Annotated in this window: 10 protein-coding genes; 9 read left to right on the forward strand and 1 reads right to left on the reverse strand. The window is 38.4% G+C overall.

From position 1 onward, the window contains the following. Positions 1-431 precede the first annotated feature (431 nt). The 6 genes from AABK40_RS22650 (at position 432) to AABK40_RS22670 (ending at position 5,937) form a co-directional block, all read left to right on the forward strand. Entirely contained in the window at positions 432-2,126 is a 1,695-nt protein-coding gene (locus tag AABK40_RS22650) for a sulfatase-like hydrolase/transferase (protein ID WP_338399530.1), read from the forward strand. Between the two features lie 235 nt (positions 2,127-2,361). Further along, positions 2,362-2,529: a beta galactosidase jelly roll domain-containing protein gene (locus AABK40_RS23950; RefSeq protein ID WP_479681207.1), complete on the forward strand. Its 168-nt coding sequence runs from the start codon at positions 2,362-2,364 to the stop codon at positions 2,527-2,529. 131 nt (positions 2,530-2,660) lie between these two features. Then, positions 2,661-2,882 (forward strand): hypothetical protein, encoded by a 222-nt coding sequence (locus tag AABK40_RS22660; RefSeq protein WP_338399531.1) that lies wholly within the window; start codon positions 2,661-2,663, stop codon positions 2,880-2,882. After that, on the forward strand, positions 2,879-2,944 hold the full coding sequence (locus AABK40_RS23905) for a hypothetical protein (protein ID WP_421953335.1): 66 nt from the start codon (positions 2,879-2,881) through the stop codon (positions 2,942-2,944). Before AABK40_RS22660 ends, AABK40_RS23905 begins: the two co-directional genes overlap by 4 nt. A gap of 390 nt (positions 2,945-3,334) precedes the next feature. Then, positions 3,335-4,390: an aldo/keto reductase gene (locus AABK40_RS22665; RefSeq protein WP_338399532.1), complete on the forward strand. Its 1,056-nt coding sequence runs from the start codon at positions 3,335-3,337 to the stop codon at positions 4,388-4,390. A 158-nt stretch (positions 4,391-4,548) separates the two neighbouring features. Then, positions 4,549-5,937, forward strand: a complete 1,389-nt coding sequence (locus tag AABK40_RS22670; RefSeq protein ID WP_338399533.1) for a glycoside hydrolase family 28 protein — start codon at positions 4,549-4,551, stop codon at positions 5,935-5,937. A 275-nt stretch (positions 5,938-6,212) separates the two neighbouring features. On the opposite strand, the gene AABK40_RS22675 is transcribed toward AABK40_RS22670, so the two are convergent. Next, a complete protein-coding gene (locus AABK40_RS22675; RefSeq protein WP_338399534.1) occupies positions 6,213-7,226 on the reverse strand; it encodes a LacI family DNA-binding transcriptional regulator in 1,014 nt (337 codons plus the stop codon). A 270-nt stretch (positions 7,227-7,496) separates the two neighbouring features. On the opposite strand from AABK40_RS22675, the gene AABK40_RS22680 reads away from it, so the two are divergent. The 3 genes from AABK40_RS22680 to AABK40_RS22690 all read left to right on the forward strand — a co-directional run bounded on the left by AABK40_RS22680 (position 7,497) and on the right by AABK40_RS22690 (position 12,671). Further along, entirely contained in the window at positions 7,497-9,176 is a 1,680-nt protein-coding gene (locus tag AABK40_RS22680) for a sodium:solute symporter family protein (protein WP_338399535.1), read from the forward strand. A 108-nt stretch (positions 9,177-9,284) separates the two neighbouring features. Beyond that, complete coding sequence (locus tag AABK40_RS22685; protein WP_338399536.1) at positions 9,285-11,561, forward strand: FAD-dependent oxidoreductase; 2,277 nt, start codon at positions 9,285-9,287, stop codon at positions 11,559-11,561. A gap of 42 nt (positions 11,562-11,603) precedes the next feature. Next, on the forward strand, positions 11,604-12,671 hold the full coding sequence (locus AABK40_RS22690) for a glycoside hydrolase family protein (RefSeq protein WP_338399537.1): 1,068 nt from the start codon (positions 11,604-11,606) through the stop codon (positions 12,669-12,671). Positions 12,672-12,675 lie beyond the last annotated feature (4 nt).

Raw genomic sequence — 12,675 nt, forward strand, 5'->3', positions numbered from 1 at the left:
TCATCAGCTTCGAGTATAGTGCTTTAGGTAATTTATAAGCTTTATTTGTAAGGTATCCATGTAGTTTCATTTCGAGGCTAAACTCAGCTGATCAAATAATACTTTTGCTTTGCATTCAGAAAAGCTCACAAAATGCCAATGCGCCTACTTTCTGTTGATTAATACAAAGGGAACACTCAAATTTTTGTCCTGCAGGAGATTTCACTTTTTACTTGGTAGGTATTTTTTAAGCAACGTTCTGCCAGTTCAAAAATTGAGTAGTTATTGATTTTACCTCAAAGGGATTCCTTATTGGAAAAGGTCAATTTGAAGAGAAAAGAAGTTGTTTCCATGTCTATAATCATGATTTGAAGTGGAGTTTATAATGGAGGAAGGCAGACTGTATTTTCGGACTGTCTTGCTCTTATTTTTTTACTGATTAATTTAAAACTATGAGAAAGATACCATTTATTTTTCTGTTAATTATTTTTTTTAGCCCGACATTGCGTGCAAAAGATAAGCTTAAAAAAAAGCAGCGACCGAATATCATTTTTATCCTGACTGATGATCAACCCTATGATTATCTTGGGGTTACGGGTAATCCATACCTTAAAACACCAAATATTGATAAGTTAGCAAATGAAGGGGTTTTGATGACTAATGCCCACGTGGTTTCACCTATTTGTATGCCAAGCCGTACCTCTATTCTCCTAAGTCAATATGAAAGGACGCACCATGTTGATTTTAATTCAGGGACTGCTGTATCAGAAAAGGCATGGGCAAATGCCTATCCAATGGTTCTTCGGAAAAATGGATACTTCACCGGGTATATTGGTAAAAATCATACCCCTGTAGGTGATGGCGCTTATATTAGTGGGGTATTGGAGAAAAGTTTTGATTATTTTATGGCGGGGCATAGACACCTGGGATTTTATCCCAAGGATAGGCATAAGATTTTTAATGATTGTAAAGCTGATACACAAGTAGAAATATTGGAGGAAGTATCCAAGGACTTTTTAGAGTCCAACGAGTTTAGATTGAACCGGGCGACCAACTTTATTAAGGAGAGACCCAAGGAGAAGCCATTCTTCTTGAATATTTGCTTTAATTTACCTCATGGAGCATCGACCTCAACGATGAAGATGAAGCCTACGGATCCTGCAACTTACAGGACTTTATACAGGGATATTGATATTGAATTGGATTCGCTTTATGTTGCGCGAAAAGATATCGTAAGCCCTAAATTACCTAAAGATGTTTTAAGGTCAGAAAATCGGCAAAAAGGTTATTATTACAGTGACAACCCCTCTGACTGTAAGGAGCGATATATCAGGCAATTACAGGCTTGTACTGGCATCGACCAATTGGTAGGGCAGGTTCGAGATATGCTAAAGAAAGAGCATTTAGATAAGAATACGATTATTGTCTATATGTCTGATCACGGTTTATTTATGGGGCAACAAGGGCTGTATGGTAAGGCCTTGTTGTATGAAAGATGTACACGAATACCGCTTATTATATACAATCCAGCGGATAAAATTGGTAGAAAAGATCATCGTAATGATGCTTTGGTAGAGTCAATAGACCTTGGGACGACCTTTCTCAGTTGGGCGGGTATTACTGCCCCCTCAACATATCAAGGAAAGGATATCTCTCAAGTATATAAAGATAAATCATTGTCAGTTAGGGATCACTCATACACTGAAAATCTCTGGTCAACCCAGTTTGGCAACCCAAGATGCGAGTCGGTTCAGAATAAGGAATGGAAATACATTCGCTACTACAAAAATGAGAACTTTGGTGCGCAAAAGAAATACCAAATTATGGACAAATTTCATATTAAAGAGACGGATATGTTATATGCTGTTCATGAGGGTGACATTGCAACCTATTATGATTATTTAACGGCATCATTCAGTGAACCTGCTGTCTATGAGGAACTTTATCATATATCTAAGGATCGTGCTGAGGTTGATAATTTAGTCCATGATAAACGTTATGCTAAGGTATTGGATGAGCTTCGACAGGTCTGGAAACAAAAAGTGCATCAAGCGTATAAAGAAGATTATACCAATGTAGTTCCGTGGACATATAAGACAACTCAGCGAGTGAAGGATGCGAAATACTCCTACTTAAAACAAGACTGATGAAAAAGTTTATATTTATTTTTTTATTATTTTATATTCAGGTTCAACCTTTGCTCATGATTTAAGTCGGATAGACTTTAACAATGATTGGATATTTCATAAAGGTGATCTATCGGAGGGAGCTTCTGTAAAATTACAGGAAAAGCAAGACAGGGAAAGTGTTCGTTTACCTCATGACTGGGCGATCAGTGGACCGTTTTCAAAAAAGTATAATGCTCGTTGTGGTGGTCTGCCGGTGTATGGAGTTTCCTGGTATCGTAAACATTTCAAATTATCCAAACAAGATCAGCAAATGTATATATTCATTGATTTTGAAGGGGTAATGATGAATGCGGAAGTATGGATTAATGGTCACTATTTGGGGATTCATCATAATGGATATACTGGTTTGAATACGATTTAAGGATTTTCCTTGATAAGTCTGGAAACAATCTGATCGCAGTCAAGGTGCAGCCTGAGGATTTATCTTTACGATGATATCGCGGCGCAGGAATTTACCGAAAGGTTTACTTGAGGAAATGTAACGATGTAGCAGTGAAAACAAATGGTACTTTTGTTTCAGCAACTAATGTTTCAGCAAAGGCTGCAAGAGTAAATGTGACGGTATCAGTCGCAAATCTATCAGCAGATAATCAAGTGGTGTGGGTTAAAAATGAAATCATTGCTCCCAATGGTAAATCCCTAAAATTGCCTGATAACAGGGTGTTTGTTGATGCTCATGGAGAGCAGGATTTCATTCAGCCATTAACCTGTTGAATCCACAGCTATGGGATCTGAAAACGCCCTATTTGTATAAGTTAAATACCACTATCCTTTGAGGCCACAGCAAATGGTAATGCCACGTGCTCGACCTCTTTTGATTCTCAAAAATTACATTTCTTTAATGGAATGGCTTTGCTATTTTGTTAATGAAAAAGTATTTGTAGGGCTATATTTCGGCGGCATAGGACAATTCTTTGCCGCTTTTTTTAGGTAAAAAGAATAAGGCGTTAAAAATGATTACTCAGTGTTTTTTTATCCCCCCTTTTTTTTTGATGTTTTTCCATTTGCCAACTTAACAAGACCTACCTTTCGGTATCATTATTTGTAATGATTGGATTTTTTTAAAAAAAGGGTTTAACTCCTATTCTGAACAACCATGGTTGTGAGTGGTTGGCAGAGGATTTTTTGGCCTATGCTAATAGGGGTTTTGTTTGAAATTTTTGAAGATGATGATTGAAAAGTCCAGAAGAATTCGACCCAGGCAAGGATCAACAACCCGGCGATCATCAGTAAGTAATATCATTGAACAGTTAAATTTTTTTATTATGAATGAAGTATTGTTGAAACCCACTTATAAAGAGGATGTATATGCTGTGAACGATATTTTTTCTCATGGAGGGCGTTTAGTATTGGGCTGTTCGGGGCTCGGAGGAGTTTGGGGAGATGTGGTCGAGCAGGAGTCTGTTGATTGTATTTTGTATGCGCTCGAGAATGGGATCAAAACTTTAGATACAGCACCCTCATACAATCAGTCCGAAATTTTCGTCGGAAAGGCGCTGAAGGAGTGGAAAGGACCAAAACCTTTTGTCTCTTCGAAAGTGGGAAGGCTGCCGGCCCAGGCTGCAGACGATTGCATCGTAGATTACAGCTCAGAGTCGATGCGAAGTTCCCTTGCCCGCACTCTTGATCGTCTTCAGATTGATGCTTTAGACCTTGTGTTTTTACATGAGCCGCATCTTGTACCGCTGAATGAATATGATAGAATTACGGATGACCTTTTGAGATTTAAGCAAGAAGGTATGGTCAAAATGATTGGTGTCGGAGGTAATCCAACAGCCGGTTTTCGTAAGGCACTTAATCAAAAAAATGTCTTTGATGTGGTATCAGGTTTTTTGGGCTTGGATGCCTGTAACCTAAATGCGCTAAAGGATGATATTCCATTGTTGAGCCAACACAAAATAGCCTATTATGCAGCAAGTGGATTACACATGGGATTATTAGGCAGTCGATTTAAGCAACACGTGCAAAATCCTCCAAACAATGAATGGATCACCAATAGGGATGTGGCAAATGCCGTTAAGGTGAATCAAATAGCCCAGGAAATAGGAATGCCTTTGGCGGACTTAGCTATGAAATATATATTTTCCATGCAGCAGGCTGATCGGGTAGTGATCGGGGCACGAACAAAAGAACAAACCATTTCACTTTGCAATATATGGAAGCAAGGTGGTTTATCTGAGGATATTTTCAATCGTATCACTGATACCCTTATAGGAGGTTGATTTTTTAGATAGAGACAAGAGTGTGTTATTCATATAAGTTATTTAACGATATAGCACCATTTTATATGACCGAAGCTGATTAGTTTGGCTTCGGTTTTTTTAGGCAGTAGGGAAGATAAAATGAATTTATTCGAACAAAGTATAACAGTATATTTAAGATGATAAATAAAGTAATTTTCGGGCTTTTTTTTGTGTTTTTACCTTTTCTATTGAATGCTAAATCTATTGATTTAGGTAAACTTGGGGCAGTAGCCGATGGCCAAACAGTAGAAACCGAATTGATTCAGCATGCAATAGATTTAGTCCATCAATCAGGTGGGGGGAAAGTGATCTTCCCTGAAGGTAAAACAATGGTTTCAGGGACGATTTTTTTAAAAAGTAACGTATCGCTTATCATAGGAAATGGAACTACACTTATGGCAAGCAGCCAAATTAAAGATTATTCAACAAATACTTTTAGAACAAATTATAAAGAGGAACCGCATATGGATCGATGCTTTATTTTTGCAGAAGAGAGTAGTAACATACAAATTTCAGGTGGGGGGACAATTGATGGGAATGGCTATTGGAAAAATTTCAACAATACTGTTGGGCGCCCAATGCTTCTTCGAATAAAGCATTGTGAGCATATCAGAATCAATAATATTACCTTTGTTAATCCTGCTTCATGGACATCAGCTTTTTTGTACAGCAATGATATAGAAGTATCAAATATCCGGATAAGCAGTAGGGTCAATAATAATGGTGACGGATTAGATTTTGATGGTTGTAAAAATGTCAGGGTATCAAATTCGTTTTTCGATACAAGTGATGATTGTATCTGTTTGCAAGGTTCATTACCAGAATTTCCCGTCGAGCATATTACGATTACCAATTGTAACTTTACAAGTAAATGGGCAGGGATTCGTATTGGTTTACTTTCTCGAAGTGATTTCAGTTCGGTTACGGTTTCGAACTGTACATTTAATGATATTTCCGATGCTGGTCTCAAGATACAAATGAATGAAGGAGGGAAGATGAAGCATATGACTTTCTCAAACCTTACAATGACAAATGTGCCAAGACCAATTTTTATGACTTTATGTCGGCAAAAGGCTTATGTAGACGCTCCGGAGGAGCTTCCTGCTATGGGAGCTATTGAAGGAATGAATTTCAATAACATTATCGTTAATAACGAGCAACAAGATAAAAATTCAGCGATTTTTATCACGGGGATGCCTGGGTATAAGATAAATAATCTGCAATTAAGTAATATTCAGTTATACTTTAGTGGTGGTGGTAATGCAGAAGATTCACAAAAAAATATTTCGGAATACACACCTGATGTTTTAAATGGCTGGTGGCCAGAATTTGGTTTGGTCGGTACATTACCATCGTCTGTTGCCTATTTTAGACATATCAATGGCCTGTACATAAACAATGTACATGCGTATTTGTCAAATCCTGATGCCCGCAAACCTATTCAACTGTTAGATGTAACGAACCATTCAATGCGTGATGTGTTTTGCAATTACCAACCTATTGATACAAAAGAAGTAATCAAATAAGGCAGTTTCAATATTCAGCATTCCGTTTCTGCTTGAATATGATGAAATTACTGCTGAATTCAAGAGGAAATATTATTTATGAGCGTGTTTGAAAGATAAAATTGCCGTCGAATGGTAAGTTATCAAACACGCTCTTTTTAATTCTCTTTGATGATGAGGTAGTGCTGAATCCTATGGCCATGATTATGTGTTAGTCAAAGGGGGGATTGTTTTTGACAATGCCTTTTTACCAATTCGATAAGTTATCCAAGTCGGGCACCAAACATAACGGTCAATCATATTAATTTGACGGAAGACTCCTTGATTTTAAAATTACCACTGAACTTTACAGTCTGAGGAACGGAAATACTACTTTCAATTTCTTGAAGTAATAATTTTGCGGCAGCTTGTCCCATTTCAAAGGTGGGTTGTCTGACGGTGGTGAGTTTTGGTTGAACTACCTCTGATAATCGAGATTCCGAAAATCCAACCACCCCTACATCATTCGGGATTTTAATATTATTTGCTTTTAATACCTCTATTGCTCCTAAGGCTACAGGGTCATTGACTGCAAAAATAGCATCCGGTTTTTGCCCCTGCTCCAATAGTTTTTGCATAGCCTTTTTTCCGTCTTCTATCGTTACACCAGAGTCGATGATTTGAGTAGGATCCATAGGTAGTTGATGCTTTTTCATGGCACCTTCAAACCCCCTTAATCTTTCTTTGGTGACAACGATATGTTTTGGCCCTTTAAGGTGAAAAATATTTTTATACCCTTGAAGAATAAGGTGTTCAGTAGCCATAAATGCCCATGAATAATCATCAAATAAAACCTTGGATGTATTTATTTCCTCCAAAACCCGATTGACCTGTACCATTGGAAATTCTTGTTCAACGAGCTGTTGATAGTATTTCAGGTCTGTTGTTCCTGAACTGAAAGAAATAATTAGCCCATCTACCATATTTTCGTATAGTGATTTTACATTAAGCAATTCAGTTTCTGAGTTCTCGTTCGATTGAGTGATCAGCACTTGGTAGCCTAAAGGTTGAACGATATCTTGAATACCAGAAATAATATCAGGAAAAAACGCATTCCTAAACTCTGGAACGACTACCCCAATATTTTTACTTTTTTTGTTTTGTAGTTTTTGGGCAATTGGGTTGGGGGAATACCCCATTTCTTCTGCCATTGCCAATACTTTTGCCTGGGTCTCTGGATTGATGTCGTACTTGTCATTAAGGGCTCTCGAGATGGTTGAAATTGATAGGTTGAGTGCTTTTGCTAAGTCTTTTATGGTGACTTTTTTCATAGGATATAAATTTGTTTCCGGAAATTTCCGAAAAATTTTCCAACTCTTCAATTTGTATCTGATTTTTTATTCAATTATGCCATTGTATTAGTCGTAAAGATTATCTCTAAATGAGAGAACTTGATTAAGTGGTTGGTATTTAGTTCGTTAAAGGTTGTCTTATTTCGGTAACGTTCTCGGTGATTTTTCGAAAATTTTTATGCTCTTTGTTGGTAATATTACACCTAATCAGTTCATTTGTATAGCGACGTTAACCAAATTATTTTTTAGATGAACGCAATTGACTTAATAGCAATAACACTTTTTATGTTCATTGTCTTTCTTACTGGGATGGCATTTTCAAGGACCTCTGGAGACAACATGAAATCATTCTTTGCCGCAGATGGGGCCGTGCCCTGGTGGATGAATGGCTTGTCTTTATTCATGAGCTTTTTTTCAGCGGGAACCTTTGTCGTATGGGGAGCGATAGCTTATGCTGATGGATTGGTTGCCGTATCTATTCAGTGGACAATGTGTATTGCGGGTATTTTGATTGGTTTATTTATTGCGCCTAAATGGCAAAAGACCAAAGTATTAACCGTTGCCGAGTTTATCACTAAGCGTTTGGGCTTGGAGGTGCAAAAAACATACACTTTGTTATTTTTAGCCGTTTCGATATTTACCGCAGGTGGTTTTTTGTATCCTGTTGCTAAAATTGTTGAGGTTTGGTCGGGCTTTCCTGCGAGCTATAGTATTGTTTTGATAGGAACAATTATGGCCCTCTACACAGCTGTGGGGGGGCTTTGGGCAGTAGTCGTTACTGGTGTTCTACAATTTATTGTTCTATTTGCTGCGGTGATTATTGTCGTGCCTTTGGCATTGGAGCATGTGGGAGGTTTCAATGCTTTCTTAAGTGGTGTTCCTGAGGGTTACTTAGATTTGACTAACGGCGAATACTCTGGGGCGTTTTTGCTATCGTTTGGATTGTATAATTTATTTTTTATCGCAGGTAACTGGGCATTTGTTCAGCGATTCACTACCGTGGCAAGCCCTAAGGATGCTAAAAAAGTGGGTTGGATGTTTGGCTTACTATATACTATTTCTCCTTTATTGTGGATGTTGCCTCCCATGCTTTATCGAATAGTTGATCCTAATTTGATCGGCACTCAGAGTGAAGAGGCCTACATGTTAATGTGTAAGGCGGTATTGCCTGTTGGGATGTTGGGCTTGATAGTCGGAGGGATGGTTTTTGCTACCTCGAGCTCGATTAATACAACATTAAACATTTCCGCAGGGGTAATCACCAATGATATTTATAAGCGATTATATCCGAATGCGACAGATGCTCAACTGGTTAAAGTAGGTAAGTTGGCGACAATGGGCTTTGGTTTGCTGACTATTGGGGTGGCTCTTTTAGTTCCTTATATGGGAGGTATCGTCAATGTAATCCTCTCTATAGCTTCTTTAACAGGAGCCGCAATGTTTTTACCTCCGCTTTGGACGCTTTTCTCAAAAAGACAAACAGGCTTCAGCGTCTTATCAACAACAATTTTTAGTTTATTGGTAAATTTATTCATGAAGTTTGTCGCTCCTGGCCTGTTGGGGATCAGTCTGAGCAGAACCAATGAGATGATTTTGGGAGTTGGCTTGCCGATCGTCCTGCTGATAATTTTTGAGTTGATCAATAAATCAAAAAATATAGCGATCAAATATGAACTGCCCCCTGAGCAAACTTCTGAAGATGTATCTGAAGCATCAGCCAATATTCGTGGGGTTAAAATAATGTCATTAGGTATTATTGCAGTAGGGGTATTGTTGGCAGGACTTGGTATTTTGGCTGATAGATCAAGTTTTTTGATTCTTTCTGTTGCGACAATAATATTTATTTTGGGTAGTGTAATTCTGTATAAAAATAATAAAAGTAGAAAAGATATTCTGGCGAAGGTCGATGATTTGGTCGAGGTGGAATGATGAGTACTTGTTTATGAATGGTTTCCCTTGGTGAGCAATATGAATTGCTTGCCGACTGAGGCTACTTTTTTTGATAGTTGATAAGGATATTTTTTAAATACATAAGTGATGATTAAGGAAGAATATAACCCAAAAGTAAGATCAAACAAAAGTGTCATTTTGACATCCGACTTAGTGGTTTGCGGTGGGGGATTGTCGGGAGTGTGCGCAGCAGTGGAAGCTGCCCGACAGGGGCTGAAAGTGATCTTGGTTCAGGATCGTCCTGTTTTAGGGGGGAATGCTTCAAGTGAAGTGCGATTGTGGGCATTGGGAGCCACATCTCATATGGGAAACAATAATCGTTGGGCAAGAGAAGGTGGATTGATCGATGAAATATTGGTGGAAAACACCTATCGAAATAAAGAAGGAAATCCCGTGTTGTTTGATATGGTTTTAATGGATTTTGTCAAGAATGAGGACAACATTACTTTATTGATGAATACTGCTATCTACCATACGGTCAAAGCAGATGAAAAAAATATTGCTGCGGTAGAGGCCTTTTGTTCGCAGACATCAACGAATTATTTGATTAACGGAACTTATTTCTGCGATGCAACCGGTGATGGTATTGTTGGATTTCAGGCTGGTGCAGCATTTCGGATTGGTCAAGAGGCAAAAGCGGAATTTAATGAGAAAATGGCACCCGAAGAGGCCAATACGGAACTTTTGGGGCATAGTATATTCTTTTATAGTAAAGATGTTGGTAAGCCTGTTAAATATGTAGCACCGGATTTGGCACTGAAAGATATTACTGATATCCCGAAATATCAGTCAATTAAAAGTAGTGATCAAGGTTGCAGTTTTTGGTGGTTGGAATATGGTGGGAAGTTGGATACGATTCATGATACAGAAAATGTAAAAGAGGAGTTGTGGAAAGTGGTTTATGGGGTGTGGGATTATATTAAGAATTCCGGGGAATTCCCCGAAGCAGAAACCATGACCTTGGAGTGGGTCGGGGCCATCCCAGGCAAAAGGGAAAGTCGTCGTTTTGAAGGACATTATATGCTGACACAAAACGATGTAATTGATCAGGTAGATTTTGAAGATGCGGTTTCATTTGGCGGCTGGGCCGTGGATCATCATGATGTTGAGGGGGTTTATACTAAAAATGACAGCTGTACACAATGGCATACCAAAGGAGTTTATCAGATCCCTTACCGTTGTTTTATCAGTAAGAATATTGATAATCTTTTTTTAGCAGGACGGATCATCAGTGCATCACATATCGCTTTCGGAACCACCCGGGTGATGACTACTTGTGCTCATGGAGGACAGGTGGTCGGCACCGCAGCAGCTTTATGTTTGAAGCATGGCCTAAAGCCTGAAGACCTAAAAAGTGGGCATTTGTTATCAGAGCTCAAAAATGCATTGAGCGCAAGAGGACAAGGGATTCCCAAAGTCGCTTATGAAGGCCCCAACCTGCTTAAAGAGGCAAAAGTTACGCATTCTTCGTCCATGTCACTGGCTAAAATTCCAGCAAATGGAACATGGAAGTATTTGGGGAAATCATCAGCTCAGCTTTTGCCATTAAGAAAAGGGGAGGCATATAGTTTCACTTTTGATATCAAGGCTAATGCAACCACCAAGTTGGAAGCCGAGCTTCGATTAAGTGATAAACTCGGAAATTTTACTCCAAATGTGATTTTGGAACGACAAGTTCAAGCGGTTGAAATAGGGGAACAAAAAGTTTGTTTCCAATTCAAGGAGACAATTCCTGAAGATCAATATGTATTTGTGGTGCTAAAGCAAAATGGTTTGGTGGCTTACAAATCCTCCGAGCTTTTAATGACAGGTTTGGTTTCTGTTTTTAATGGTGAAAACAAGAAAGTTTCCAATAATGGAAGACAGACTCCTCCATCAGATATTGGAATTGATTCTTTTGACTTTTATACGCCTCTGAGGCGCCCTGATGGACAAAATATTGGCATGGAGATTTCTCCAGCTTTAGAGGGATTCTCAGCTGATCAATTGACCAATGGTCTTGTTCGTCCTGATGTGAGAACCAATGCTTGGATAGCAGATCCTTTGGATGAGCAACCCTGTTTGACGATCAATTGGGAGCAGAAAAAGAAGGTTAATAACCTTACCATTTTCTTTGATACAGATTATGATCATGCAATGGAATCTGTGCAAATGGGACACCATGAAAGTATTATTCCATTTGTGGTTGAAGCGTATGAAATTTTAGACGATAGAGGCCATATTATTTTCGAAAAGTCAGATAATTATCAGACAATCAACAGAATAAACCTTCATGCCCCAATTGAAACAAAACAATTGAAAATCAGATTTAAAAAAAATCAATATGCTACGCCTGTTGCTGTTTTTGAGATAATCATTAATTAGTAGGAGCTAAATTATTTTTTAAAATTATTACAGCCGTATAAGATGAAATATTTTATTTTTTTTACGTTCGTTTGCCTCAATATTATGAGTTGTACTCATCAAAAACAAACTGATGATTACAAAATAGTATTGGGAAAAGTACCTAATTCCGCTAAGTTTATCGACAATCAATGGTATATATGGGGAGGGAGTGTGATTGAATCTGAGGGAAAGTACCATATGTTTTATAGTCGTTGGCCTAAAAAGTATCATTTTAATGCTTGGCTAACCTATTCAGAAGTTGCTCATGCAGTAGCAGATAGCCCCACTGGGCCCTATAAGCATGTTGATGTGGCTTTACCTGAGCGGGATTCAACTTTTTGGGATGGGCACAATACGCATAACCCGACAGTGAAAGAGTTTGATGGTAAATTTTATCTTTACTATACTGGAAATCATGGAGACCGGGTGGTCAAAGAAAAAGGTTATAACTGGTCTCATAGAAATAATCAGCGCATTGGGGTTGCTGTTGCCGATAACATTAATGGGCCATGGAAAAGGTTTGATAAGCCTTTGCTCGAACTATCGACTGATTCGTTGGGGCATGATGCACTGATGATGGCCAATCCTTCTGTTACCAGAGCTCCGGATGGTAGATATGTTTTGGTGTATAAGTGTGTAGGCAAAAAACGAAAATTACCAGCGGGTGGTCCTGTGGTTCATATGGTTGCATTCTCCGATGCTCCTACTGGCCCATTTAAAAAATATCCAGAACCAATATTCACAGCGGAAGGACATGATTTCCCTGCGGAAGATCCATATATCTGGACACAAGATGATAAATTCTATGCAATCGTTAAGGATTTTAGAGGAACCTTCACCAAGCAAGGACAATCCTTGGCTTTGTTTGAGTCCAATGATGCAATATCATGGTCTTTAAGCAAAAACCCATTAGTATCAACGATGAAAATTAATTGGGAAGAGCATGTGCAGTCAGTGAAACATTTGGAACGACCACAGCTATTTTTGAAGGATGGTAAACCTTATGCTTTAATGTGCGCTGCTGATACACTGGATGATCGAGGTGTTTATCAGTCATTTAATGTTCAGATCCCAATCATTAATCATTAACTTT

The organism is Persicobacter psychrovividus, from assembly GCF_036492425.1.
GTDB lineage: Bacteria > Bacteroidota > Bacteroidia > Cytophagales > Cyclobacteriaceae > Persicobacter > Persicobacter psychrovividus.